25 protein-coding genes and 1 other annotated feature are annotated in these 26,831 nt (G+C 37.2%); of the genes, 1 reads left to right on the forward strand and 24 read right to left on the reverse strand.

Going from position 1 to position 26,831, the window contains the following annotated elements; translation table 11 throughout:
- Positions 1-99 precede the first annotated feature (99 nt).
- The 17 genes from smpB to E7K77_RS02070 form a co-directional block, all read right to left on the reverse strand.
- Positions 100-570, reverse strand: coding sequence for an SsrA-binding protein SmpB (gene smpB, locus E7K77_RS01990; protein WP_004695987.1), 471 nt, complete (start codon positions 568-570; stop codon positions 100-102).
- 8 nt (positions 571-578) lie between these two features.
- On the reverse strand, positions 579-2,942 hold the full coding sequence (rnr, locus tag E7K77_RS01995; RefSeq protein ID WP_123137911.1) for a ribonuclease R: 2,364 nt from the start codon (positions 2,940-2,942) through the stop codon (positions 579-581).
- A 58-nt stretch (positions 2,943-3,000) separates the two neighbouring features.
- Positions 3,001-3,237 (reverse strand): preprotein translocase subunit SecG, encoded by a 237-nt coding sequence (secG, locus tag E7K77_RS02000; protein ID WP_004695991.1) that lies wholly within the window; start codon positions 3,235-3,237, stop codon positions 3,001-3,003.
- A 5-nt stretch (positions 3,238-3,242) separates the two neighbouring features.
- The gene (gene sigH, locus E7K77_RS02005) at positions 3,243-3,917 is read right to left on the reverse strand and encodes an RNA polymerase sporulation sigma factor SigH (RefSeq protein ID WP_119563007.1); all 675 of its coding nucleotides are present in this window, start codon (positions 3,915-3,917) and stop codon (positions 3,243-3,245) included.
- A 73-nt stretch (positions 3,918-3,990) separates the two neighbouring features.
- Positions 3,991-4,524 (reverse strand): NYN domain-containing protein, encoded by a 534-nt coding sequence (locus E7K77_RS02010; protein ID WP_004695995.1) that lies wholly within the window; start codon positions 4,522-4,524, stop codon positions 3,991-3,993.
- Positions 4,525-4,526: 2 nt separating this feature from the next.
- On the reverse strand, positions 4,527-5,258 hold the full coding sequence (gene rlmB, locus E7K77_RS02015) for a 23S rRNA (guanosine(2251)-2'-O)-methyltransferase RlmB (protein ID WP_024061847.1): 732 nt from the start codon (positions 5,256-5,258) through the stop codon (positions 4,527-4,529).
- Between the two features lies 1 nt (position 5,259).
- A complete protein-coding gene (locus E7K77_RS02020) occupies positions 5,260-5,736 on the reverse strand; it encodes a Mini-ribonuclease 3 (RefSeq protein WP_123137910.1) in 477 nt (158 codons plus the stop codon).
- A complete protein-coding gene (gene cysS / locus E7K77_RS02025; RefSeq protein ID WP_123137909.1) occupies positions 5,726-7,174 on the reverse strand; it encodes a cysteine--tRNA ligase in 1,449 nt (482 codons plus the stop codon). The genes E7K77_RS02020 and cysS overlap by 11 nt, the downstream gene beginning before the upstream one ends.
- A gap of 49 nt (positions 7,175-7,223) precedes the next feature.
- Positions 7,224-7,430 (reverse strand) — a binding site (T-box leader).
- Between the two features lie 240 nt (positions 7,431-7,670).
- Positions 7,671-8,624, reverse strand: a complete 954-nt coding sequence (locus E7K77_RS02030; RefSeq protein WP_230949586.1) for a bile acid:sodium symporter family protein — start codon at positions 8,622-8,624, stop codon at positions 7,671-7,673.
- Between the two features lie 136 nt (positions 8,625-8,760).
- The gene (gene gltX, locus E7K77_RS02035) at positions 8,761-10,230 is read right to left on the reverse strand and encodes a glutamate--tRNA ligase (RefSeq protein ID WP_123137908.1); all 1,470 of its coding nucleotides are present in this window, start codon (positions 10,228-10,230) and stop codon (positions 8,761-8,763) included.
- Between the two features lie 2 nt (positions 10,231-10,232).
- A complete protein-coding gene (locus E7K77_RS02040) occupies positions 10,233-11,408 on the reverse strand; it encodes a bifunctional 2-C-methyl-D-erythritol 4-phosphate cytidylyltransferase/2-C-methyl-D-erythritol 2,4-cyclodiphosphate synthase (RefSeq protein WP_077708469.1) in 1,176 nt (391 codons plus the stop codon).
- A complete protein-coding gene (locus tag E7K77_RS02045) occupies positions 11,392-12,543 on the reverse strand; it encodes a PIN/TRAM domain-containing protein (RefSeq protein WP_004696009.1) in 1,152 nt (383 codons plus the stop codon). Before E7K77_RS02045 ends, E7K77_RS02040 begins: the two co-directional genes overlap by 17 nt.
- 15 nt (positions 12,544-12,558) lie before the next feature.
- Positions 12,559-13,932: a DNA repair protein RadA gene (gene radA / locus E7K77_RS02050; RefSeq protein WP_004697141.1), complete on the reverse strand. Its 1,374-nt coding sequence runs from the start codon at positions 13,930-13,932 to the stop codon at positions 12,559-12,561.
- A 163-nt stretch (positions 13,933-14,095) separates the two neighbouring features.
- Positions 14,096-16,543, reverse strand: a complete 2,448-nt coding sequence (locus E7K77_RS02055) for an ATP-dependent Clp protease ATP-binding subunit (RefSeq protein ID WP_123137907.1) — start codon at positions 16,541-16,543, stop codon at positions 14,096-14,098.
- A gap of 234 nt (positions 16,544-16,777) precedes the next feature.
- Positions 16,778-17,839 (reverse strand): protein arginine kinase, encoded by a 1,062-nt coding sequence (locus E7K77_RS02060; RefSeq protein WP_123137906.1) that lies wholly within the window; start codon positions 17,837-17,839, stop codon positions 16,778-16,780.
- A gap of 9 nt (positions 17,840-17,848) precedes the next feature.
- Entirely contained in the window at positions 17,849-18,388 is a 540-nt protein-coding gene (locus E7K77_RS02065; protein WP_123137905.1) for a UvrB/UvrC motif-containing protein, read from the reverse strand.
- A 6-nt stretch (positions 18,389-18,394) separates the two neighbouring features.
- Positions 18,395-18,874: a CtsR family transcriptional regulator gene (locus tag E7K77_RS02070; protein ID WP_004696020.1), complete on the reverse strand. Its 480-nt coding sequence runs from the start codon at positions 18,872-18,874 to the stop codon at positions 18,395-18,397.
- A 213-nt stretch (positions 18,875-19,087) separates the two neighbouring features.
- On the opposite strand from E7K77_RS02070, the gene E7K77_RS02075 reads away from it, so the two are divergent.
- Positions 19,088-19,594, forward strand: coding sequence for an S-adenosylmethionine decarboxylase family protein (locus E7K77_RS02075; RefSeq protein ID WP_004696023.1), 507 nt, complete (start codon positions 19,088-19,090; stop codon positions 19,592-19,594).
- 80 nt (positions 19,595-19,674) lie between these two features.
- Here the strand turns inward: E7K77_RS02075 and E7K77_RS02080 are convergent, their stop codons facing one another.
- The 7 genes from E7K77_RS02080 to E7K77_RS02110 all read right to left on the reverse strand — a co-directional run bounded on the left by E7K77_RS02080 (position 19,675) and on the right by E7K77_RS02110 (position 26,810).
- Positions 19,675-20,358 (reverse strand): HAD hydrolase-like protein, encoded by a 684-nt coding sequence (locus E7K77_RS02080; protein WP_004696982.1) that lies wholly within the window; start codon positions 20,356-20,358, stop codon positions 19,675-19,677.
- A gap of 1 nt (position 20,359) precedes the next feature.
- Positions 20,360-20,785: a Fe-S cluster assembly sulfur transfer protein SufU gene (gene sufU, locus E7K77_RS02085; RefSeq protein WP_004696027.1), complete on the reverse strand. Its 426-nt coding sequence runs from the start codon at positions 20,783-20,785 to the stop codon at positions 20,360-20,362.
- 14 nt (positions 20,786-20,799) lie between these two features.
- Positions 20,800-22,029 (reverse strand): SufS family cysteine desulfurase, encoded by a 1,230-nt coding sequence (locus tag E7K77_RS02090; RefSeq protein WP_004696029.1) that lies wholly within the window; start codon positions 22,027-22,029, stop codon positions 20,800-20,802.
- A 12-nt stretch (positions 22,030-22,041) separates the two neighbouring features.
- Positions 22,042-23,088, reverse strand: coding sequence for a SufB/SufD family protein (locus E7K77_RS02095; protein WP_008714047.1), 1,047 nt, complete (start codon positions 23,086-23,088; stop codon positions 22,042-22,044).
- A 9-nt stretch (positions 23,089-23,097) separates the two neighbouring features.
- A complete protein-coding gene (gene sufB, locus E7K77_RS02100) occupies positions 23,098-24,507 on the reverse strand; it encodes a Fe-S cluster assembly protein SufB (RefSeq protein WP_004696034.1) in 1,410 nt (469 codons plus the stop codon).
- 8 nt (positions 24,508-24,515) lie between these two features.
- Complete coding sequence (gene sufC, locus E7K77_RS02105; protein WP_004696035.1) at positions 24,516-25,259, reverse strand: Fe-S cluster assembly ATPase SufC; 744 nt, start codon at positions 25,257-25,259, stop codon at positions 24,516-24,518.
- 294 nt (positions 25,260-25,553) lie between these two features.
- Entirely contained in the window at positions 25,554-26,810 is a 1,257-nt protein-coding gene (locus E7K77_RS02110; RefSeq protein WP_008601096.1) for a diaminopimelate decarboxylase family protein, read from the reverse strand.
- Positions 26,811-26,831: the final 21 nt, after the last annotated feature.

Genomic DNA, 26,831 nt, shown 5'->3' on the forward strand with positions numbered 1-26,831 from the left:
TATAAATTCTCACTGTATTTTTATCAACCACTAAAAATAATATAGTTAACAAATATATAAAAAAGAACCAAGCCATATCGACTTGATTCCTTATGACTCTTAATATTTTTGTTGTTCTTTGATTCGCTTAGCAATATCGCGCTTGGCATCACGTTCCGCCATATCTTGACGCTTGTCATAAAGTTTCTTACCAGTTACTAGACCTACAGTAACCTTTACATAACCGTGACTGAAATGAAAGTTTAGCGGCACTAAAGAAAATCCTTTTTCCTTAACTTGAGCATGTAACTTATTGATTTCAGATTTATGCATCAACAACTTGCGTGTCCGCTCCGGTTCATGGTTAAAACGATTACCTTGTTCATACGGACTGATATGTACACCATACAATAAAATTTCCCCTTTATCTATACGACAAAAGCTGTCCTTAAGATTAAGCTTACCTTGACGAATAGACTTTATTTCAGTTCCTGTTAAAGCAATACCAGCTTCATAGGTTTCATGAATATGAAAATCATGACGCGCCTTACGATTGTCAGCAATAAGCGATGGGCTAGATTTCTTTGCCATATTCTCCTCTATCGTTTACGTTTACTTTTAGATTTTTTAGATTGACTACGTTTTGTAGCTTTATTTGACTTCTTGCGACTCGATTTACCTTTTTTAGATTTTTTACTGAAAGCATCATATCTAGAACGCCCAGCTTTTGAATCATCTCGTTTAGAAGTTTTTCTACCGTTTTTTCGGGATGACTTTCGCCCCTTTAGATTTCCAAAACCATCACGACTAGTAGCATGGTCAGAGCCACTACTCAATTGTTCTTGGATAGCCATCAGATTATCTACTTCACCAAGAACAAAATCGATTTGTTTCTTTTCTACATCGGCTTTTACAAGTGTAACAGTAACCTTTTCACCTAAGTGATAGGTTTTACCTGTCCGCTTACCAACAAGAACAAAATGTTCTTCGTCAAAGAAATAATAATCGTCGTTCATCATGCTAATATGCACGAGACCGTCGATACCATTCTCTAACTCTACGAACATGCCAAAGGAGGTTATGCTCGCAATAGTGCCTTCAAAAACTTCACCTACAAATGGAACCATGTATTGAGTCTTCTTTAGATCCGTAGTTTCTCGTTCTGCCTCGGTTGCCACTTGTTCTTGTATGGAAGAATGTTCCACAGCACCAGCTAAGAAAGCTTCATCTACATCTCGTTTAGAGTATCCACCCTTCCAGTGCATATCCGCTTTTAAAAGTCGATGTACCATCAAATCCGGATAACGTCTAATGGGAGATGTAAAATGCGTATAGCAAGTGGATGCTAACCCAAAATGGCCGACGTTTTCAATGCTATATTTCGCTTGCTGCATAGAACGTAAGGTCATAATTTGAGCCACTTGCTCGATATCTTGTCCCTTCACTACATCAAGGATTTTTTGGAAATCTCGTGGTGTTACACCATCAGCACTAAGGACAAGAGTTTGACCTAAATAATGTAATACCTTTTGGAATAAATCCAATTTTTCTTCACTAGGATGTTCATGAATACGATATACCGATGTACGTTGAGTATCCTTTAAATGCGTAGCTACCGTCTCATTAGCAATGAGCATACATTCTTCGATAAGCCGCTCTGCCATAGTTCGATCGCGTTTTACGATACGCAACGGTGTACCATCGAGATCAAGTAATACCTTATATTCCGAAAAATCAAAGTCTAATGCCCCTCTACGACGACGCATACGATTTAAAATCTTAGAAATTTCTGCTAAGTCACGAAGCATAGGAATAAAATCTACTAAATCGTCAGGAACAATATTTTCCTCTAACGCTTTATAAACTTCTTTATAGCTGCAACGACGTCCTACATGGATAATAGACGGACGAATACGATAATTAACAACTGTACCTGAATCATCAATTTCCATCATACACGTCATAGCATAGCGATCTTCATGGGCATTTAAACTACAAATACCATTCGATAATACCTCTGGTAACATTGGTACTACGCGGTCCACTAAGTAAACTGAAGTCCCCCGCTTGTATGCTTCATTATCAATAGGCTGGCCTGAAGTAACATAATGACTAACATCCGCAATGTGTACGCCTAGCTCATAATTACCATTTGGTAATTTACGACCACTTACAGCATCGTCAAGATCTTTTGCATCTTCTCCATCGATAGTTACCATTTGTAAGTCTCTAAGATCCCACCGCTTCGGATCTTCATGAACAATAGTATCTATCTTCTCACTTGCCTCAATTACCTCTTTAGGGAATGCAAAAGGAATCTTATGATTAGCCATAATACAGTTAATGTCTAGGCCTACATCCCCCTTATAGCCTAAAATTTCTGTTATAATTCCTTCAGGTTTTTTATTGCCTTCAGGCCATTTTGTAATTTTTACTAGTACCTTAGCTCCACTCCGAGCATCTAAAGTATCTTTTAAATCTACAAAAATATCTGTTCCAATACGTTCATCATCTGGTACAACAAAGCCGAAGTGTTGTTGTCTGTCGTAAGTACCAACTATGGTTTCATTAGCACGCTCAATAACATCAACGATGATGCCTTCACGTTTATGCTTTGTATAATCTGATGGTACAATACGAACACGTACCTTATCATTATGCATAGTAGTTCCTTTATTTTGTTCTGCTACATAAATATCTTCATCATTTAGCATAATAACAAATCCATAAGATTTACGATATCCTTTGTAGATACCTTCATATTCTTCATGCTGTTGATCTTCATATCGGTATACATCTGGTCGAGATGAAGTTAATACGCCTTCACGGGCGAGCATTTTCGCAGATCGAATAAACATTTCAAGATCTTTGCCACCTCGAATACGATTATCCATTGCTGCATCCTCAATATGGTATGCATGTGGTTGTATAGATTTATAAAAGTCCAATACCTTCTTCTTCAAATCTGCACCCCCTTATTAGGATGAAAAAAGAAAAAGCCTGCAAAGCAGGCTTTCATCATTAGAATTGATTAATCATTGCCCCTAACACTAAGCTCAACACAGCAAAGATAATCCCCAATATAATCGTACATTTAGATAAGAAAGCATCTAAACCGCGTTGCTTACCACCAAAAGAAGAGTCTGCCGCACCAGAAACAGCACCGCCCATGCCTGCATTTTTGCTATTTTGTGCAACAACTACTACAATTAATAAAATAGATACGATTACTTCTACAATCATTAAGAAATTTGTCACGACTGTCATCCTTCCTGTGATGCTCGATGCGAGCCCAATACACGATGTTCTAAATACTTCTCTAATTTACGTTTTACCCTTTGTAGCGCATTATCAATAGATTTAACACTACGATCTGTGACCTCAGCCATTTCTTGATAGGAACGTCCATCAAGGTATCCTTCCAAGACTTCCCATTCGAGATCACTTAAAATATGACCAATATTGCGCTCAATATCATCTAGTTCCTCTTGACTGATAATGAGGTCTTCAGGATTTGTAATCTTTGTTGAAGATAGCATTTCAATCAATGTACGCTCAGAGTCCTCTGTATACACCGGTTTATTTAAGGATATATAGGAGTTCAAAGGCGCATGTTTTTGTCTTGTAGCCGATTTAATAGCTGTAATAATTTGTCTAGTTATACAAAGTTCCGCAAAGGCTCTAAAAGACGCTAATTTATCATGTTTAAAATCTCGCGTCGCCTTATAGAGTCCAATCATCCCTTCTTGGATGATATCCTCTCGGTCGGCACCTACCAAAAAATAGGAGCGAGCCTTAGCTCTTACAAAGTTCTTATATTTATTAACAATATAATCGATTGCAAACTCATTTTGCTCTTCCTGAGCTATGACCACAACTTGCTCATCGGTCATTTCCTTGAAATTGTAATCGGACTTGCGTGTATGAATCATTTTCATAAGCTCCTCCTTACAATTGAGCGAGAAAAACCAATATATTTATTATACTGGAACGGTATATGATTTTCAACTATCAATGACCTCGACGCAATTTCTCGAGCTTTTCAGCAACTTCAGGAGATAATAAACCTCCCACTTCATTACGACGCACTGAGAATTGATCACGTCTATGTTCATGAGCATATTGAAGTCGTTCTTCTTCCTTAGCAATACGAATCATATTTTGCAACTCACGAGCAGGAATGCGCAACCCGCCAGAGCCTAGAATTTGATTCTGTTCTGCCCCATCGGAGGTTACAACATATACATTAGTATATTTGCCTTTACGTAAAAATACCTCTCGTTCAATAAAGGAATCCGCCGTTTCTCCATCCTCAGTATACACTTCGATAAATCCACTTGTAATAGATTCAATGGAACCTCCAGATTTTGTATACTTACCATCAAATACAAGGATTACTTCGTAACCCTTAAATTTACCATAGTTCAACAATCTATCTCGAAGCTCCATTCTCGCATGTTCTAAAGACTCATGAGCCAATTTTTTCAAATGAGTCCAAGCAAAAATAACATTATAGCCGTCTACAATTAAAATATCTTTTAGCATGATTATTTCGCCTGGCGTTGACGTACCGCCTCATACATAAGAACTGCAGCTGCAACAGATGCATTCAAAGAATTCAAATTTCCATACATAGGAATTGTTACAAGGAAATCACAAGCTTCTTTTACAACGCGACTAATCCCCTTACCTTCATTACCAATGACTATAACCGTAGGAATTGTCATATCTGCTTCATACAAGGTACGATCACCTTCCATATGAGCCCCCATTACCCAAAATCCTTGTTTTTGAAGTTGTTTAATGGTTTGCACTACATTGCCAATTTGTACAAGTGGAATTTGTTCAATAGCTCCAGCAGATGTCTTTGCAACAGTAGCATTAATAGGCGCATTATGTCGTTTAGGAATGAGTACAGCCGTAGCTCCCGCACATTCAGCAGTACGAATGATAGCTCCCATATTATGTGGGTCTTCAACCCCATCCGTTAAGATGAGTAAAGGAACCTCATGTGTCGTTTCTTGTAATACCTCTCCCAATTCTTTAAATTGAACGGCCGATACAAGAGCTATAACCCCTTGATGTGGTACCTCCAAATCGTACTTATTCATCTGTTTAACTGGTGTAGGTCTAACTTCAATTCCTTGAGATTTAGCAAGGCCTACAATATCAGCTAACCCTGTTTTTACCTTATCTTCACTGACCAGAATACGTTGAATAGAACGGCCACTTTTAAGGGCTTCTTTAACCGCATTGCGACCTACAATATAATTATCCATACTACATACCTCGTAGAGTTATAGAAAAGGCTTGCCCCAAGATATGCTGTAAGCGGTCTTCTTGGCGCGTTTCATAAAGAAATCCTAGTACTGCTTCAAAGGCCGTACTACTGCGATATTCTTGAACAGTACTACTTTTAGGCACGTTTACATTACTATTTCTAGCACGGCGTGCAATAGCTTGTTCCTCTTCTGTGAAAGCATCTTCTATTTCTAGCAATACTTTCGCCTGTGATTTAGCACAAATAAATTCAGTAACAATTGTATGCAATACCTGTACCTTTGTGATATTCATTTGCACTACTCGTTCGCGTACATACATGGAGTATACTGCATCGCCGATATAAGCTAGCATAACTGCATCAGCACTTAGGCACTCTTCTATAGTCCGATTACGCAAACGAAGCGGCTCTTCTTCAAGAGCCGTCAGTTTTTTTATCGCTTCATTCTTTAAGAATTGAAATTGTTTAAACTTCACGTTTTTTCCACCGTGCACCTTGAGGGGAGTCCTCAATAGTAATACCAATCTCAGCTAATCGATCGCGAATACAATCAGCTAATGCCCATTGCTTTTGGTCCCGACAAGCTTGACGTACAGAAAGAATAACTTGCATTAATTCTTCGTATTCAGCAGCATTAGCACCCGTATTGCCTTCCCAAGCTTTTTCAAGAACACCAATAACATCTGTCATAAATTTGAAGATTCGTTTCACTTCAGCAATTGCCTCTTGGCAAACAACGCCTTCTCTACTTGTTACAGCTTGATAGTAGATATTAATTTCTTTTGCAAGACCGAACATACTAGAAGTTGCTAGAGCAGTGTTGAAATCATCACTCATAGCATCCTCAAATTCTTCTTCGTATGCTTTCGCTTTTTCTAATAAGCGTTGAGCTTCATCACATGAGCCTGGCTCACATTTTTCAAGGTAAAGAAGGTTTTCAATAGCTGTGCTTAACCGTTCCAAAGATTTATTAGCTTCTTCTAGACGCTCATCAGAGAAATCTAATGGGCTACGGTAATGCGTGCTCAATAAGAAATAACGCAATGCATCAGGACTATATTGTTCTAAAATATCTTTTACCAAGAAGAAATTATTCAAGGACTTAGACATTTTTTCAGAGTTAATAGTGATAAAACCATTGTGCAACCAGTAGCGCACTGCTGGATGTTGACCAGAGCAACCTTCTGATTGAGCAATTTCATTTTCATGATGAGGGAAAATCAAATCGCTACCACCACCGTGGAAGTCAAATTCTGTGCCTAAATATTTTTGGCTCATAGCAGAACATTCAATGTGCCAGCCTGGACGACCATTCCCCCATGGGCTTTCCCAATAAGGTTCACCAGGTTTTGCTGCTTTCCACAAAGCAAAGTCCATAGGATTCTTCTTACGACCATCTACTTCAATACGTGCGCCTGCCTCCATATCGTCTAATGTACGACCAGATAACTCACCGTAATGTTCAAATTTCTCCACACTATAATATACATCGCCATCGAGTTCATAGGCGTAGCCCTTGTCAATCAATGTTTTAATCATAGCAATGATATCATCAATATGCGTAGATACACGTGGATACATATCAGCCCGTTGTACACCTAATGCATCCATTACTTCAAAATAACTATCGATATAACGATTTGCAATGGTATCCCAAGAGACGCCTTCACCATTAGAAGTATTGATGATTTTATCATCCACATCAGTAAAGTTTTGTACATAGGTTACTTTATAGCCTACATGTTTCATATAGCGACGAATTACGTCCCAAGTCACAAAAGGACGAGCATTGCCAATATGAGGATGATTGTATGGTGTGACACCACATACGTACATTTTTGCCTCACCTGGTGTTACAGGATTAAAAACCTCTTTTTGGCGCGTCATAGTATTATAAACAGTAATTTCTCTCATCGTTACCGATGCCTCCAATTTTGTAAAATAAAAAAGACCTCTCATCTCATACAGAGACGATGGTCCGCGGTTCCACTCTGTTAGGTACCAATAGCGATACCCACTCATCGCATAACGGTGCGTCGCCGGACAAACCTACCTATAATCGGAGTGTCAGCTCGTGAATGCATTTCATCTACCTATCCATGAACCCTCCCACCATCGGTTCTCGCTAAAAAGTTAGTTGTAGAGTACTTCTTTCAGTCTCAGCTATTAAAATAATCTATATTCATATATAAAAATATTTTACCAATAAAGCTATAGAATGTCAATATTTACAAGAAAGATCCCCATCTTTCATAGGCAGCTATTCACATATCATACATAGGTATTTTAAATAGCTTAATTAGAAAGATGAGGATATATAATCAGAATATTAAATTACTATTATCATTCATAACAATAGCTTTTATAGCACACAAGTAATAATAATGTCATTACATCAAATCAATTAATATTAAGCATTTTCTAATTTATCTTGATCATCATGTTTACGGCAAATACCGGCAAAAATAGATCCTGTAAAGTTATGAATAATGGAGAATACTGCACCTGCTACCGCAGCTTGTGGTGTAAAGTGTTTTAGTGCTAAAGATACGGATAATGCAGAATTTTGCATAGCCACTTCGATTTGCATAGCACGACGAGAAGACACATCAATACTAAGAGCTTTACATATAAAGTATGTCACAACATAACCACTCAAATTTTGTACTAAACACGCTACAAAAATAATGAAACCAGTTTCGGCAATTTGCTTTTGGTTAACTGCAGTTACAGCTGCCAAGATAAGCAATACCGCGATAGCTGCAATGGTTGGACATACAGATTTTACAGGTTCAATTTTTGCGCCAATAAAGTAATTCAATACAATCCCCAAAATAATTGGTACTAACACGATTTTTACAATGGATATAAACATTGGCATAAATTGAATTTCAATAGAAGATGTTGCACCTGCATATAATACGACAAATAAAGGCGTTAAAATAGGTGCCAATAATGTGGATACAGTTGTTGCTGATACGGATAAGGGAACATTACCATTTGCAAGGAAGGTCATTACATTAGAAGCAGTACCACCAGGACATGCACCCAACAAGATAAAACCAATCCCAACTTCTGGAGGAAAATTAAATGCTAAGGCTACTAAGAAACCTGCCAATGGCATCCATAAGAATTGGATTACGGATACGAGAATAACCTTCATTGGTTGCTTAAATACATCAATAAAGACTTGAGCCGTTAATGTTAACCCCATCGCAAACATAACAAACTGTAGCATGTAAGCAATATATGGAGTCATCCAAGAAAATACTGCAGGTAGCATATATGCTAAAACAGCCATCAATAGTACTATCCAGGATAGATAACTATTGAATAAGTGATTAATAGAACGAATAACACTCATAAAAACACTCGCTTTCATAATAAATCAAAATTTAATACGCCGATTATTATAGCATTTCTATAGAATATTAACAACACATACAAAAGGAGTTCACATAACACTTGTTACGTGAACTCCTTTGATTAATTGATCAAATTTATTTTGTTAATGCACCTACATTATCTAAACGATGTAAGCACTTTTCTTTACCAAGTAATGTAACAATATTATTCAAATCCGGACCATGCATTTGACCTGTTAAAGCTACACGGATTGGCATAAATACGAATTTACCTTTTAAAGAGGTTTCTTTCATTACGGCCTTGATTGTTGCTTTTACAACTTCAGGTGTAATTTCATCAAGTTCAGCCAATGCATTCCGGAAAGCGCCGAGAACTGTTGGAGCTGTTTCTTCATTCAATACAGCACGCAACTCCTCTTCATGCCCCTCTTCAAGGAATACTGTTTCGCCCATAAACAAGCCTACATGATCTTTAATTTGAGCACCATAGCTAATATGATCACGGAATGTAGAGCATAATAATGCCAACCAATCAATATCAGCTTGATTCAAGCTATCTGGAGCTAAACCAACCTCTTTCAAATGCGGTAAACAAAGATGGAATAACTCTTCATCACTCAAATTCTTCATATAGTGGAAATTTATATGGTTCAATTTATCAATATCAAACACAGCAGGATTTTTCGCTACCCGATCCATAGAGAAAGCCTGAATTAATTCATCTTGTGTGAAGAATTCTTCTTCACCTTCAGGAGCCCAACCAAGAAGTGCCAAGAAGTTTACAAGTGCTTCTGGCAAGTACCCTAATTGTTTGTATTGTTCAACAGAGGTAGCACCATGACGTTTGGACATTTTTTTGTAATCTTTACCAAGAATCAAAGAAATATGACCAAACTTAGGGACCTCCCAACCAAGAGCTTCATAGATAGCCATTTGGCGAGGTGTATTGGATAGATGTTCCTCTGCACGAATAACGTGAGTAATCCCCATCATATGATCGTCCATTACTACAGCAAAGTTATATACAGGAATACCATCGGATTTAACGATAACGAAGTCACCTACACCATTGGACTCAAAGGATACATGCCCACGTACCATATCATCAAAAGCGTATGTTTTATTCAACGGTACACGCAAACGAATTGTAGGTTTACGACCTTCAGCAATGTATTTAGCCTTTGTCTCTTCATCTAAGTGTTCACAATGACCGTTGTATTTTGGTGTTTCCCCACGATCCATTTGATCTTGACGCACCGCATCTAACTCTTCAGGTGTGCAGTAACACTCATAAGCTTTACCTTCATCCAATAAGCGTTGTGTTACTTCTTTATATAAATCAAGACGTTCTGTTTGACGGTAAGGACCATTATTACCACCTACATCAATGCCTTCATCCCAGTTCATGCCAAGCCATTGTAAGGAAGCTTTAATATTCTCTTCACTTTCACGTGTAGAACGAGCTAAATCTGTATCTTCAATGCGCAATACAAATGTGCCTTTTTCCTTACGTGCTAATAACCAGTTAAATAAAGCAGAACGAGCACCACCAATATGGAATGGACCCGTAGGGCTTGGAGCAAAACGAACTTTCATGGAACTCATGATTAAATCTCTCCTTCATATACAGAAACGACAGCTTGTGCAGCAATGCCTTCGCGGCGACCAATAGCCCCTAGCATTTCATTTGTTGTCGCTTTAATACTAATACGATCTAATGGTATCTCTAAAATAGACTGTAAATTAGACTTCATCATATCGATGTGAGGTTTTAATTTAGGTGTCTCAGAAATAACCATAATATCAATATTATAGGCTTGTAACCCACGTTCTTTCAATAAGAAATTTACTTTTTCTAGTAAAAGCATGCTAGAAATCCCTTTATACTGGTCGTCTTCAGGTGGAAAATAGTATCCAATATCCCGTAAACCAGCGGCACCTAGCATGGCATCCATCAATGCATGAATGAGAACATCTGCATCGGAGTGACCATCAGGACCAAGGTCAGACTCGATATGAACACCACCTAAGATACAAGGACGCCCTGCTTTTAATTGATGAATATCATAACCAAATCCAACGCGCATACGCTTATCCTCAATTCCTAAATATCGTTTTGCTACTGCAATATCATTAGGTGTGGTCACCTTAATATTACAATAGTCTCCACTTACTATATGTACAGGCTTACCTAAATACTCGACGAGGGACACATCATCAGTGCCTAAATATTTTTCGTCATGAGCCTTTTGATGGGCCTCTTTAAATAGATCTTTTTGAAAGCCTTGTGGTGTTTGAATTTGGTATAACTCACTGCGTTTCAAGGTTTCTATTACGGTATGCTCTGTATTAACCCGTTTAATCGTATCCGTAGCAGGGACACCTACAGTAGCAGCTCTATATTCTATTGCGGCCCTAACAACAGAATCAAACAGTTTAGTTGATGCTAATGGACGCGCTCCATCATGAACTAGCACAATATTACTATCTTCTGATACAGCTTTGAGACCATATGCCACAGAATCTTGACGTTCTCTTCCACCAAATACTATCTTTACAGGAATATGCAAATCCAACCCTTGAATATGGTTAGACATATATTCTTGTTCGCCTTCAGCTACAACAAGAATAATTTCTTTTAAACCTTCAATCTTTTCTACATTTTGTATGGTACGTTGAATAATAGAATGTCCCCCTAAAGGAATAAATATCTTATTTTCTTTGTATCCCATACGGCGACCAGCACCTGCAGCGAGAACGATACAACTAATTGCCTTGCCCATTTTGTCCTCCATCTACACGAGCAAAAATCATCCGTCCTGCACTCGTTTGTAATATGGATGTAACCATAACCTCTACATTTTGACCAACATAAGGCTTACCATCCTCTACGACAATCATCGTGCCATCGTCGAGATAAGCCACACCTTGGTGTACTTCCTTACCTTCTTTCATGATTTGAACGCGAATCCATTCTCCAGCGATTAGAGCAGGTTTTAATACATTTGCCAATTCATTAAGGTTAAGCACTTCAATACCTTGTACACGAGCCACCTTATTCAAGTTAAAGTCATTAGTCATCAATTTCCACTGCTTATCTAAAGCAAGTCGCATAAGTTTTGAATCAACCTCTACAAGATCATCATAATCATCTTCAACAACTTCTATAGCTACCTTATTGGCATCTTGCATATCCTTCAAAATATCAAGGCCACGTCGACCACGGTTGCGTTTCGTAGCATCCGCAGAGTCAGAAATTACCTGTAACTCATTTAATACAAATAGTGGCACCATAAGAGGGCCTTCAATGAAGCCCGTAGCACATAGTTCTTTGATACGACCGTCAATGATAACTGAAGTATCTAGTAATTTTGGCGTACTAGAGGATTTATCTAATTTATGAGTTGAAAACATTTTAAAACGACTTGTTTTTTTAGTGCTATCTCCTCCCCATTGTTGTACGTAATTATTGTACATTTCGGGTCCTTTACGAGCCATGATTTTAAGTCCACTATATCCAAAAATAGCACTCAAAATTATAGGAATATAAGGTCCTATAATAGGTACTTGATTGAATGCAACACCAATTAGATTTGCAATAATAAGGCCGAATAATAAACCGATGGTGCCTGCAATCAATTCTTGATTTGGAATATGAGTAAGAATACGCTCTAATCTTTTAGCAATTACTAAACCTTGTTTCAGAATAAATGATGAAATCAGATAACCAATAACAAGGCCTAATAGAGTACCTACGATTAATACTGCAATACGTGCAATTGTTAACGACATGTCCCCAAAAGATTCAAATTGAGAAACCAAATATGGGTCAATAATAGGTGCTAAGCTATCCATTCCCACGTAGGCTGCTGTACCTACTAAAATGGCTATTACATAGCGTAAAATCCGATAAATCATGAAATCACCTCCTAATTATGAAAATACGAGTTGCATCGCCTCTTGTATAGATTTGACACCTTTAATTTTGATAGAACTATCATTATCCTTAATTTGTTTATAGTTGCCTTCAGGAATAATAAACTTTTTAAAACCTAATTTCTTGGCTTCATTTATACGCTGTTCAATGCGAGGAATACTGCGAACATTACCAGTTAAGCCTACTTCACCTAAAATTACCATATCTGTTGGAACGATTCGATTTTTCAGATTTGACACAATGGCAACCGCCATAGATAAATCACAAGCAGGTTCATTTACCTTGAGACCACCGATAACATTTACATACACGTCTTTATTACCTAATGTAAAGCCACAGCGTTTTTCTAAGACTGCTAATAATACGATTAACCGGTTAAGATCATAACCAATCGCCGTACGTCTAGGCATACCAAAAGCCGTAGTAACGACCAAGCTTTGTACCTCTACCAAGATGGGGCGAACCCCTTCGAGGTAAATCATAACAGCACTGCCGCTTTCTTCATCGGAACGCTCGGCTAAAAGAGAAGCAGACGGATTGGACAATTCCTGTAACCCTTCCTCTACCATAGCAAAAATGCCTGTTTCTGATGTAGATCCAAAACGGTTTTTAATGGACCGTAATATACGGAATTGATAAGAACGCTCCCCTTCAAAGTAAAGCACTACATCTACCATATGCTCTAACATACGAGGCCCTGCAATATTGCCTTCCTTTGTTACATGGCCAATGATTACAGTAGGTATATTTCGTTCTTTACAGAAGCGAAGTAGGCGAGATGTGCATTCACGAACTTGACTAACACTGCCTGGCGCAGCATCTATATCTCCAGTATACATAGTTTGTATAGAGTCAATGACTAGTAAGGAAGGAGTCATTGCTTCAGCTTGCTCCAATATATGATCTAGATCAGTATCTGCAATAACTTGTAACCGTTCACTATTAATATGCAGTCGTTCTGCTCGAAGTTTAAGTTGTAACTGAGACTCTTCACCAGATGCATAAAGAACTGCTCCTACTGTATCGGCTACCTTCTGGGATACTTGTAGTAACAGAGTAGATTTACCAATACCAGGATCACCACCTAAAAGCATTAGAGCACCAGGCACTATGCCCCCACCTAATACACGGTCAATTTCACCAAAGGTTGTAGATACGCGTGCAATAGAAGAAATTTCGATATCTGGCAAGGCGGTAGGCTTCGCCGTTTGATTTCCAACACCTCGAGAAGGTGTTCGACTATGTTTAGTTTCTTTAATTATTTCTTCAACTAATGTATTCCATTCTCCACATTGTGGACAACGGCCCATCCACTTAGAGGATTCAGCCCCACAATTTTGACAAAAGAATACAGATTTTGCTTTTGCCATAACACCTCAATACATTTAAAAAGAAAGGTCATGAATGATAACCATTCATGACCTTTTATGCATAATTTTACTACATGGTTAACTATCATCATTTTATAGTATACCATTTAACTTATATTTTTTATATGAAAGGTAGTCATCAACTGTATAATTTGTATTTTTATCATATTGATACAACAAGATCGTTATCCTTTGCATCTGCTTTAATAATTTTACCTTCTTTTGCATCTCCTTTCAAAATAAGATCGGACACTGGGTCCTCAATTAAACGTTGAATAGCACGTTTTAATGGTCGAGCCCCCATTGTGAAATCAGAGCCCTCCTTAACAAGTAAATGCATAGCCTCAGGAGAGATTTCTAATTGTAAATCACGCGCTTCAAGGCGTTTTGTAACATCACTCATCAAGATAGTTACAATTTCTTTTAAGTCCTCTTCTGTTAATGGATGGAATACAATCATTTCATCAATACGGTTTAAAAACTCAGGTCTAAAATGACGTTTCACCGCATCCATTACTGACTTCTTAGCCTCTTTAAACTCAATTTCTTTATTTTCATCTACATTGAAATCAGATTTTTTAGCCGCTAAGAAACCAAGTTCTGGAGAGTTTTTATGTAAAGCTTTAGCACCTAAGTTACTTGTCATAATAATAACTGTATTTCTGAAATCTACAGTTCTTCCTTGACTATCAGTAAGACGACCATCATCAAGAACTTGTAACAAAATATTAAAGAAATCTGCATGTGCCTTTTCCACTTCATCGAGGAGGATAACGCTATATGGTTTGCGACGTACCGCATCTGTTAATTGTCCACCTTCTTCATAGCCTACGTAACCTGGAGGGGCACCGACTAAGCGAGACACAGTATGTTTTTCCATATATTCAGACATATCAAGTCGAATCATAGCAGATTCATCGCCGAACAAGGAGGATGCAAGCGCTCTTGCTAGCTCAGTTTTCCCTACACCAGTTGGCCCAAGGAACAAGAATGAACCAATAGGCCGTTTTGGGTCTTTTAATCCAGCCCTTGCACGGCGTACAGCTTTAGCTACAGCAGTAACAGCCTCATCTTGACCTACTACGCGTTTATGAAGTTCTTCTTCCAAATGTAGTAAGGTTGCAGACTCTTCTTCTGCAATTTTAGCCACTGGAATGCCTGTCCATTGCGCTACTACAGCAGCTATGTCTTCCTCTGTTACTATTAACTTTTGATCGCTTTTTTCTTTAGCAATAGATTTTTTATCACCAATTTCTTTTAATAGTAATTGTTCTTCATCGCGAAGCTTTGCAGCCTTTTCGAAATCTTGAGACGTAACCGCAGCTTCTTTTTCTTTCTTAACTGTATTGAGGCGATCCTCTAATGCTTTAACATCAGGTGCTGAAGAAAATACTTTCATACGAACCTTAGATGCAGCTTCATCGACTACATCGATAGCCTTATCAGGTAAGAATCGATCTGTAATATATCGGCTAGATAAAGACACAGCTGCTGTTAATGCCTCATCTGTAATCTTAGCCTTATGGAAAGCTTCATACCGATCTCTTAATCCCTTTAAAATTTCAAGAGCATCCTCTTCGTTAGGCTCTCCTACTTGAACGGGTTGAAAACGACGCTCTAAAGCAGCATCTTTTTCTATATATTTCTTATATTCATCAAGTGTTGTGGCACCGATAACTTGGAATTCACCTCGTGCCAAAGCAGGCTTTAAGATATTAGCTGCATCCATAGCGCCTTCAGTAGCACCTGCCCCAACCAATGTATGAATTTCATCTATAAAGATAATCATATCATCATGTTGTTGTACTTCATCAATGGCTTTTTTTAACCGTTCTTCAAATTCACCACGGTACTTGGCACCCGCTAACATAGAACCAATACTAAGAGAAATAATGCGTTTATTACGTAAAATCTCCGGTACATTATCAGTCACAATACGCTGTGCCAAGCCTTCGGCAATAGCTGTTTTACCTACACCTGGTTCACCAATAAGAACAGGATTATTTTTAGTTCTACGGCTGAGAATTTGAATGACTCGTTGAATCTCCGTATCGCGGCCAATAACAGGATCAATCTTACCTTGTTTAGCAGACTCATTAAGATCAGTTGCAAAATCTGACAGCTCACCTAAATCATTATTGCTATTTATTCCCTCTTGACCACCATTATTGCTACCTTTATTCGAGCCAAGAATACTACGAATTGCTTCTACTACATCATTACTACGTATATTCATAGCTCGTAAAATAGCAACTGCAACACCGCTACCATCGCTAAGTAGGCCCAATAGAATATGCTCAGTACCAACGTAATTGTGATTCATTTGATTTGCTACTTGAATGGCAAGCTCAAGTACATGTTTAACGCGAGGTGTCATATATATTGACGTTGCCTTTTTATTACCACGTCCTACATGTTCTTCTACAGCTTCAAAAATATCTTCTGTAACAAGGCCAAGCTCTTCTAAAGCTTTAGCTGCTACACCATTTTTAACCTTTGTAAGGCCAATGAGTACGTGTTCAGTACCAACATAGTCATGTCCTAACTCCAAAGCAGCCTCTTGAGCTAACGAAAGAACACGCTGTGCATCGTCTGTAAACCGTTGCATCATAATATCACCTCATCTATCTATGTAAATTGTAATTATTTCTTTTCAAATATATATAAACAATGGTGAAATAACCATTGGAATATCAAAAATATTATTAAACTCTATTAATCTATTATGCTATCTAGTATTAATATTTACTATTTTTTACAAATCTCTTAACGGTAAACTAAGAAAATTATATAAATCAATCTATACAAAATAAATAATCATGCATTAATTATTTATGTATTTATATTAATTTGAAAGTTTTTGACGTATCACCTTTGCACGATAGCTGTCGCGATCGGTATCTGTCAAATTTTCACTACCTAAGTATTTAGAGAGGAAGTTTGGTCTAGTTATAGCAACAAGCTCATTAAAAGTATCTTTACCCCAGAATGGTAATATTTCTAAATCTACACCTAATTGAATGTCGCTAAGCTTACTAAGTGCCTCTTTACCGCTTACACGTCGTGCATATTGTAAAATTCCATAGGATCGCCAAAGTATATCTTCCAAACCTTCTTTATCGTTGTGTAATAAAGATTGCCGAGACTTTCGTTCTTCTGCAATAATTCCTTCTACGATTTTAATCAATTGCTCAATAGTTGCTTCTTCACTAATACCCATCGTTCGTTGATTAGAAATCTGGTAAATACAACCTAAAGCTTCGGAACCTTCCCCATACAACCCTCGTACAGAGTAACCTAGTTGTATTATGTTACGAATGAGTCTCGTAATACGACCAGATAACGTCAATGCGGGTAAATGTAACATAACAGAGGCCCGTAAACCTGTACCCACATTAGTGGGGCAAGCAGTTAAATAACCAAATCGCTCATCAAAGGCATAAGGGTATTTTGCTTCGATAGCTTTATCAATTTGAACCGCATGATTATAAGCTTGTTGCAATTTAAGTCCTGGAGCCATAGATTGAATACGTAAATGATCTTCTTCATTTACCATAATTGCGATAGAAGCATCATCAGATACAATCAAATTACGATACGGTAATTGTTCCTCTAAAGCAGGACTCATTAAATGCTTTTCAACTAAGACAGCACGCTCACGTTGACTTAATTGCTCAAGGCTAATATTTGTATATTGGTGCTCATCAGCCTTTTTTAATATTGGCAATAGGCCTCGAGAGATTGTATTCACTTTTTCTAAGGAAACTGTATCTTCACGATTCGTAAACAATATATCATCAAAATTTCTCGCCAATCGTATACGACTTGAAATTACAATGTGGTCTGTCGCCTCTGTATCCTGACACAGCCACTGACTTAGCGGAGAGTCCAATATAGTATCTAACATAAGAACCTCCTATTCGTTATCACCATCAATGATAACTTCTAGATTTTTAATTTTATCTCTCAAAATTGCAGCTTCTTCAAAGTTTTCAGCTTGAATAGCTGTATCTAATTGGCGGCGCAATTGCTTTACTTCATACTTTGCTTTAAATACATTAGTACCACGACTAGGTATAGTCCCTTCATACTCAGAACTACCTTGTATTCGTTCTAATAATGGATTTATTTCACTATTAAAAGTCTCATAACATTGACCACAGCCAAACTTACCTACCCGATTGAATTCATCATAAGTAATACCACACTGAGGGCAGCTCTTAGATTGATGAGCTTTTAATAAGTTATCTGGATACACCATATTCTTAAAAAAATCATTAGTAAAAAAGTTATTATCCCACATATCATTCATAAAAGAACTATAAGGAGATAATTTCCCAGCTTGTTGTAACTTGGTGGCACAACTACTGCAAAGATGTTGCTCAGTCTTTTGATTATTTATGATATTAGTCATATGGATAGTAGCTTCATTTTTATGGCAATGATCACATAACACAAATCATCACTCCTTCCGCAAAGTGTCCACCATTGATGCATATAATTGACGAACAGCATCATTACGTTCTTCTACGTCTACATTTTCAATTAATGTAGCAAAAGAATTATGCATCAATTGAGCTTCACGACGGGTAATCTTTTCAGATTGTAATAATTGAAATAATGATTGATCTACATCTCGCATATCAATTAATCGTTCTACCGTATTTGGACCTTCATAAATCCGATAAGTTGTAACAGCAGGTAAAGAATCTGAACTTTCTGGGTTAATTTTTTTGATTCGAATATATCCACCCAAGCCACGTCTTGACTCAACATCGAAACCGCGCTCATTAGAAAAACGCGTACTTAATACGTAACTAATTTGGGATGGCGCACAATCTAATTCATCAGCCAATTCATTACGCTTTAAAATTAGCTTTTCTTGTTCTTCACGCATACGGTCTAATATAAATTTTTCTATTTTATCAGCTATCATACTCATAAAAAACACCCCTTTAAAGTTTATTTACTATAGTTTTGACTATTTGTTCTTTAACATAACTCTATTATATTTGACTTTTTGACCTTAGTCAATATAAAAGTCAAATTTTATAAAAATAACGTTTGACTTTTAATGTATTCTCATATAATTGGACTTAATCCTTAAATCTATGTATAATAAATGAGATATTATTTTCTGAAGGAAGGTGTTGTTATGGCAGAAGCATTAGGACAAGAACTGTTAATTGATTTATATTCCTGCGATGAAGACGCAATTTCATCCGCTACAGCTGTACAGGAAAGTGTAGCAACCGCATTTGACTTAGCTGAACTTGATGTAGATGAAATCAGTTGTCAAGTTATGGACGAGGAAATCGCCCTCCTTTCTGTCGCACCAGGTTTTCACTTTACATTGCACACATATCCTGCACTTGGTTATGTAGCAGTTGATTTGTATTCCTTCGAGCAAACATTACCACTTACATTAATTATGAAAGCCCTACGTAAATCTTTTAGAGCTGAAAAAGTAAAGGCAACGAGTGTGCAACGTGGCGACTTTGGTAACGAACGTGATATGAAGCCACGTCGCAAAACTAAGATTACTACACTTGGTCGTGTTTCTCGTACACGTATCCAACTCAAACAAACAGGGGGCAAGTTGAAAAAACAAAGTGCTAAGGTTATCAAAACATTAGCTAAAAAAAGTGGCCTAAAAAAATAACATAAAATGAAGATGCAAAAAAGCTAGAGGATTTCCTCTAGCTTTTTATTTGGGTTGATATGTAATTCTATTTATATAGCTTATCTACGAACCATCATTTCTTCAAGATTGAGAACATCAGCAATTTCATCAACATCGTCACAGATATATTCGGCATCCGCTTCTTTTAACTCAGATTCCGTACCATAACCATAGGTAACGCCAATGGAGATACAGCCAAGTTCATTAGCTGCTTCTACATCGTACTTACGATCTCCAACCATGAATGTCAATCGACGACCATTTTCATCAGTTAATGGGTTACCACATAGCGTGAGAGCTTTTTCAAGAATTTCTTTTTTGTGTAACAATCCCGCTTCGTAATTAGCACCAACAATAACATCAAAGTATGGTGTCAATTCAAAGTGATCAAGAATATCTTTAGCATAATGTTCTGGTTTTGCAGTAGCTACAGCTATAGTATATTGTTCAGTTTTGCATTTAGCCAATAAGTCTACAATATTCGGATATACTTTATTTTCAAATTTACCGATGGTACCATAACGTTCACGGAATTTAAAGTATGTTTCTTCCGCTTGCTCAAAGGTCAAACCACAATGTTCTTGGAAAGCATCTACCAATGGTGGTCCTAAGAACAATTGTAATGTTTCTTCATCAGGTACAGTATAACCGAAATGTTCCAATGCAAATTTAATGCTTTTAAGAATACCTTCTTGAGAGTCAGTTAAGGTTCCATCTAAATCAAATAATATCGTTTTCTTCATATTATTTCTTTAAAGCCTCTTTCAATGTATGCCATGCAAGAACTGCACATTTTACACGTGCTGGCATATTAGAAATATTTTGTAGAGCCATAGCATCTTCTAATTCTTCTAACTCATTTTCATCGGTAATCTCTTTTTTAATCATACCCAAGAAAATTTCTACTAAACGAAGTGCTTCCTCAACAGATTTGCCCTTAATGATATCAATCATCATAGATGCAGATGCTTGGCTAATAGCACAGCCAGAACCTGTATATGCAGCATCTTTAATGATACCATCTACTACATTGAGTTGTAATGTTAGATCATCACCACAACTAGGGTTATGTCCATGTTCAGAATTTGTAAATTCAGATAATTCATGCTTATTACGTTTATCTTGGTTATGTTCCAAAATAAGTTCCGTATATAATTGATCCATTTCCATTAGTGGTAATTCTCCTAATCTTTAAAACCCATTACTGAACGAACAGTCTTTAATACTTCAAGGAATGCATCTAAATCTTCCTTGCGAGTGTATAAGTACATACTTAAACGAGTAGATGCAGATACATTGTAGAACGCACCTAATGGTTGTGCACAATGGTGACCGGAACGAACGCAGATTCCCTTAGAATCCAAAATTGTAGCTACATCATGAGGATGTACATCATCTACAGTGAACGCAATAACGCCATGTTTTTCCTTAGGATTCTGAGAACCAATAACATGGACATGTGGCAATTCAACAATCTTAGGAAGAATATAAGCTACTAACTCCTCTTCATAGGCTTCTATAGCATCCATTCCAAAGGATTCCAAATAGTCAATAGCTGCATGCAAGGAAACGGCACCATCAGCATTTGGAGTACCTGCCTCAAACTTATATGGAAGCTCATTGAATGTAGCAGTTTGCTCTTTTACATACTCAATCATATCGCCACCCAATAGGAATGGAGGCATAGTTTCTAATAAATCACGTTTACCGTATAGTACACCAATCCCTTGAGATGCACACATTTTATGGCCAGAGAATACGAAGAAATCGCAATCCAATGCTTGTACGTCAATTTTTTTATGAGGTGTAGATTGAGCACCGTCTAGAACAACAATAGCACCTACAGAGTGAGCCTTCTCAGTTAATTCTTTTACTGGGAATTCCATACCAAGCACGTTACTAACATGAGCGAAAGCAACAATTTTAGTCTTTTCATCAATTTTATTGATTTCACCATCTTTTAAGTGCCCATGTTCATCAAGATACATGTATTCTAAGGTTGCCCCCGTCTGTTCTGCCACATATTGCCATGTTACAAGATTCGCATGATGTTCAGCAACAGTAATGACAATCTTGTCACCTTTTTTCACATTATGAAGGCCATAGCTGTGGGCAATCAAGTTCATTGACTCCGTACTATTACGTGTAAATATAACCTCTTCTCGTTCGCGAGCATTGATAAATTCAACTACGCGATCCCGTGCATTTTCATAGTCTTCAGATGCTTCAATGGCTAAAATATGAGAACCACGATGTGGGTTACCATTACGTTGTGTCATATGTTCCACAACACGGTCAATTACGGACTGTGGAATTTGAGCAGTAGCACCGCTATCTAAATAGATAACACGATGCCCATTATGCTCTTTATGTAATATAGGAAAGTCTTTGTATGCTTCTGCAATTGGTCTCATAAAAACGCCTCTTTAAATTTTATTACGTACAGCTGCTAACGCTGCTTCTTCAATCGTTTCATCACCAATGCGATCAATAATAGGTCGAATCATAGATTCAACAATGATATGTTTTGCCTCTACCTCACTAAAGCCACGGCTCATGATATAGAACAATTTATTATGATCAATTTGGCCTGCACTTGCTGCATGATTACCAACTACATTATCTTCTTTACACAATAAAAGTGGTAACGAAACAGATTTTACAGTTGGATCTAACAATAAGCAAGTATCTTCTTCTGCACCTTCAGAAGCTGTTGCTCCATTAAGGAAATCAAGGGTCCCTCTGAAGGATTTTTTAGAATTGCCACTAAGAGCACCTAAGGTATGAATATCACTAAATGATTTTTTACCACCATGACTCATAACCATAGAAATATCAAATTTTTGCTCTTTATTACCAAGATAAGCAATGTCATGAACCATACGGGATTCTTGACCTACTAAATCATGATAGTAATTCAAGATGTTTTCACTGCCACCAATTTCAATATTGATGTATTCTACATCTGCTTTTTCTTCTAATTTAGTGTATCGATGCTCGATATGCTGTACATGTTCAGGCAAAAGATTTACCTTTTTTACTACAACCTTACCAGCTTCTTTCACATCGTATTCGTTTAAATAGCTAACATTTGTCAATGCATCGCCAGAACCAGTTACATAGAATTGTACTTCTAGCTCAGCACCTTCACCAACGATAAATTGGAAACGGTTTGCTACACGAGCATTAGCATCAATGCGGATGCCTACAACTTCTTTCGCCTTAGGAGGCACATTGATAGCATAGCCTTCCGCTTTTTCAACTAATACATGAACAGCTTCTTTATTAGCACCTTCATAATTACCATCTAGTAATGCTGTACCAACAGGTAATGGTGAAAGTATATTTTTATTAGCTTCCACAGCGATGGATTGTACCGCTGTATCTTCTCCAGCTAGAGAGCTTACAGTATGATTAACGCGCAACCATCTGAATGTCGGTCTAGGGAGTTCATTAAATAGTAATTCGCTCATAATTCCTCCTTAACCGATAGAACCTTCTAATTCAAGATTGATTAGATTGTTCATTTCTACTGCATATTCAAGTGGCAATTCTTTAGAGATTGGCTCTACGAAGCCACGAACTAGCATCGCACGAGCTTCTTCTTCGCTAATACCACGAGTCATAAGATAGAAAATTGCTTCGTCGGAAATACGACCGATTTTAGCTTCATGACCTAAATCCACATTGTCATTTTCTACGATAATAGCCGGAATTGTATCAGATTGAGACTCAGCATCAAGCATCAAGGATTCACAAGAAACTGTTGCTTTGGAATGTTCAGCTTTAGGGCCAATCTTCAAAAGGCCACGATAAATTGCAGCGCCACCGGATTTAGAAATGGATTTAGAGTTTACATTACTTGTTGTATATGGTGCATTATGTACCACTTTACAACCTGTATCGAGGAATTGTCCTTCACCTGCGAATGTTACACCTGTAAATTCAGCATGTGCACCTTCACCGTTGAGAATACTCATTGGGTACAAACAAGAAACTTTGGAGCCAAAGGAACCAGATACCCACTCAATTGTACCATTTTTACCTACTACACAACGTTTTGTGTTAAGGTTGTACATGTTTTTAGACCAGTTTTCAATTGTAGAATAACGCAATGTAGCATTATCTTTAACGAACAGTTCAACAGCGCCTGCATGCAGGTTAGACACATCATACTTAGGAGCAGAACAACCTTCGATAAAGTGCAATTTAGCCCCTTCTTCTACGATAATCATCGTATGTTCGAACTGACCAGCACCTGGTGCATTCAAACGGAAGTAAGATTGCAATGGAATCTCTACTTGTACACCTGCAGGAACGTATACGAAGGAACCACCAGACCAAACGGCACCGTGAAGAGCAGCCCATTTATGGTCTGTAGGTGGAATTAATGTCATCCAGTATTTTTTTACGATTTCTTCATGTTCATGTAATGCTGTTTCGATATCAGTATAGATAACACCTTGCTTAACAAGATCTTCTTGAATACTGTGGTAAACAACTTCAGAATCATATTGAGCACCAACACCAGCTAGAGATGTTTTTTCCGCTTCTGGAATACCTAAGCGGTCAAAAGTACTTTTAATTTCTTCTGGAACTTCATCCCAGTTTTCTTTCATATCTACTTTAGGCTTAACATATGTATGAATATTTGCCATATCTAAGCCCGAGATATCAGGAATCCAATTTGGAATGCCCATGCGATTATAGATTTCCAAAGACTTTAAACGGAAATCGAGCATCCATTCTGGTTCATTTTTATTAGACCAAATCTCACGGATAATATCTTCTGTTAAACCAGCATCAGAGATATAAGAATATTCAAATTCGTTCTTTATATCATAGACGCCACGGTCCATATCCGCGACTTGGGTTTTCTTTCTTTCTTCCATTATGCCTCCTATGCTAATGCTTTGTATGCGTCATAACCTTTTTCTTCGATTTCACGTACAAGAGAAGCATCACCAGTTTTAACAATCTTGCCATTGATCAACACATGAACATAGTCTGGTTTTAGTTTTTGTAAAATTTGGTTATGATGAGTAATGATTAATACAGCATTTTCTTCGTTATGGAAACGTTGTACACCTTCAGATACGATACGAACCGCATCTACGTCAAGGCCAGAATCAGTTTCATCAAGAATAGCCAATTTAGGATTCAAAATGGACATTTGAAGAATTTCATTCTTCTTGCGTTCACCACCAGAGAAGCCTTCATTTACATAACGTTGCGCATAAGATAAATCAAAGGATAATTCATCCATTTTTTCTTTCAATTCTTTTTTGAAAGATAATGCACGTACATTTTCACCAGTAATTGTGGATTTAGCTGTACGAATGAAGTTTTCTACAGTAATACCAGGAATAGAAATTGGATTTTGGAAGGACATAAAAATACCCGCTTTTGCACGATCATTTACTGCATCTTCCGTAATATCCTTACCATCAAAAATGATAGAACCACTATCTACTGTATATGTAGAGTTACCCATGATTGCATTAGCAAGTGTAGATTTACCAGCACCATTTGTCCCCATCACAACATGAATTTCACCTTTATTAATTGTTAAATCAATACCTTTTAAGATTTGTTTCTCTTCAACAGATACCTTTAAATCTTTTATCTGAAGTAATTCAGCCAAAATGTTCACTCCTTTTATTTGTATGTAACCATAAGAAACATACACTCATTATATATAAAACGTATATACTGACACATATAAAAAGGCGGTACGCACTAACGTGAATACCGCCGTAATTCTCGCCAACTTAGCAAGTATGTGCATAACAATCTACACTCATTATACATTCTTATCTAAATGATAGCAAGATATTCCTACTAAAATATACAGGAATTAAAAGAATATCAAGTATTACATATATTGATAGGTTTTTATTAATATTAATTCTCATCCTATTCGATTCTCAATATTAAATTATAGGTTTGAAAAATCAAGAGTTCCAAATAAATCATCATATGTTTCAGCACGACGAATTTGTGTAACAGAGCCATCTTTATGTAGCAATAACTCTGCAGAACGTAATTTACCATTATAATTGAAACCCATAGAATGTCCATGTGCACCAGCATCGTGAATGATGACACGATCTCCAATATCAATTTTTGGCAGCTCTCGTTGAATAGCAAATTTATCATTATTTTCACATAAGGAGCCTGTTACATCATATACATGATCCTTGGGAGCATTTTCTTTCCCCATTACGGTAATGTGATGATAAGAGCCATACAACGCCGGACGCATAAGATTTGCCATACAAGCATCTAAACCGATGTAATGACGATAAATATCTTTTTTATGAATAGCAGTAGAAACAAGATAACCAAATGGACCTGTTACCATACGCCCACATTCATAAGCCAATGCTACATCATTAAGTCCATTAGCTACTAAAATTCGATTATACGCTTCTTCTACACCCTTGCTTAATACGCGGAAGTCTACTGGTGTTTGTTCTGGTTTATAAGCTACACCTACACCTCCACCTAAATCAATAAATTCAACAGTGATACCAAGTTCTTTTTTAATATCTACAGCAAGATTAAAGCAAAGCTCTGCTGTACCAACTAAACCGTCAATATCAAGTTCGTTAGAAACAACCATTGTATGAATACCAAAGTGTTTTACACCTTTAGCTTGTAATTGTTTGTACGCTTCAAATATTTGTTCGCGTGTCATACCATATTTAGCTTCTTCAGGAAGGCCAATAATTGTATTGCCCCCTTCTTTTAAAGAACCCGGATTATAACGCACGCAGAATGTATCTGGCAAAGAGCCATGATTTTTTTCTAAATATTCGATATGTGTAATATCATCAAGATTGATGATTGCACCCATTTCAAGTGCCTTTTTATACTCCACATATGGTGTATCATTAGATGTGAACATAATATCATGGCCCGTAATACCCACTTTTTCACATAAAAGTAGTTCCGCTAAGGAAGAACAGTCTGCGCCAACCCCAAGCTTTTGTAACAAACGCATGATATACGGATTTGGAGTTGCTTTAACTGCAAAATATTGCTTAAATCCCTTATTCCAAGAGAATGCATTGATGAAAGATTTCATATTCTCAATAATTCCTTCTTCATCATAAATATGGAATGGAGTTGGATACTGAGCAATAATATTTTCTAATTGTTCTGACGTGAATGGAACTGTTTTTTTGTTCATGATAACCTTTCTACATAAATA

The sequence above is a fragment of the Veillonella parvula genome, from assembly GCF_032577575.1.
In the GTDB taxonomy this organism is placed as follows: Bacteria; Bacillota; Negativicutes; order Veillonellales; family Veillonellaceae; genus Veillonella.

Excerpts from the sequence above, each read along its gene's own strand:
- E7K77_RS02075 (WP_004696023.1), top strand. The coding sequence starts at position 19,088 with ATGGCAGAAGCATTAGGACAAGAACTGTTAATTGATTTATATTCCTGC.
- sufB (WP_004696034.1), bottom strand. The coding sequence starts at position 24,507 with ATGGAAGAAAGAAAGAAAACCCAAGTCGCGGATATGGACCGTGGCGTC.
- E7K77_RS02110 (WP_008601096.1), bottom strand. The coding sequence starts at position 26,810 with ATGAACAAAAAAACAGTTCCATTCACGTCAGAACAATTAGAAAATATT.
- sigH (WP_119563007.1), bottom strand. The coding sequence starts at position 3,917 with ATGAAAATGATTCATACACGCAAGTCCGATTACAATTTCAAGGAAATG.
- E7K77_RS02080 (WP_004696982.1), bottom strand. The coding sequence starts at position 20,358 with ATGAAGAAAACGATATTATTTGATTTAGATGGAACCTTAACTGACTCT.
- cysS (WP_123137909.1), bottom strand. The coding sequence starts at position 7,174 with ATGAGAGAAATTACTGTTTATAATACTATGACGCGCCAAAAAGAGGTT.
- E7K77_RS02070 (WP_004696020.1), bottom strand. The coding sequence starts at position 18,874 with ATGAGTATGATAGCTGATAAAATAGAAAAATTTATATTAGACCGTATG.
- radA (WP_004697141.1), bottom strand. The coding sequence starts at position 13,932 with ATGGCAAAAGCAAAATCTGTATTCTTTTGTCAAAATTGTGGGGCTGAA.
- E7K77_RS02090 (WP_004696029.1), bottom strand. The coding sequence starts at position 22,029 with ATGAGACCAATTGCAGAAGCATACAAAGACTTTCCTATATTACATAAA.
- E7K77_RS02045 (WP_004696009.1), bottom strand. The coding sequence starts at position 12,543 with ATGATTTATCGGATTTTACGCTATGTAATAGCCATTTTAGTAGGTACA.
- smpB (WP_004695987.1), bottom strand. The coding sequence starts at position 570 with ATGGCAAAGAAATCTAGCCCATCGCTTATTGCTGACAATCGTAAGGCG.
- rlmB (WP_024061847.1), bottom strand. The coding sequence starts at position 5,258 with ATGGATAATTATATTGTAGGTCGCAATGCGGTTAAAGAAGCCCTTAAA.
- sufU (WP_004696027.1), bottom strand. The coding sequence starts at position 20,785 with ATGGAAATGGATCAATTATATACGGAACTTATTTTGGAACATAACCAA.
- E7K77_RS02030 (WP_230949586.1), bottom strand. The coding sequence starts at position 8,624 with ATGAGTGTTATTCGTTCTATTAATCACTTATTCAATAGTTATCTATCC.
- E7K77_RS02055 (WP_123137907.1), bottom strand. The coding sequence starts at position 16,543 with ATGATGCAACGGTTTACAGACGATGCACAGCGTGTTCTTTCGTTAGCT.
- gltX (WP_123137908.1), bottom strand. The coding sequence starts at position 10,230 with ATGAGTTCCATGAAAGTTCGTTTTGCTCCAAGCCCTACGGGTCCATTC.
- E7K77_RS02060 (WP_123137906.1), bottom strand. The coding sequence starts at position 17,839 with ATGTTAGATACTATATTGGACTCTCCGCTAAGTCAGTGGCTGTGTCAG.
- E7K77_RS02095 (WP_008714047.1), bottom strand. The coding sequence starts at position 23,088 with ATGAGCGAATTACTATTTAATGAACTCCCTAGACCGACATTCAGATGG.
- E7K77_RS02010 (WP_004695995.1), bottom strand. The coding sequence starts at position 4,524 with ATGCTAAAAGATATTTTAATTGTAGACGGCTATAATGTTATTTTTGCT.
- E7K77_RS02040 (WP_077708469.1), bottom strand. The coding sequence starts at position 11,408 with ATGGGCAAGGCAATTAGTTGTATCGTTCTCGCTGCAGGTGCTGGTCGC.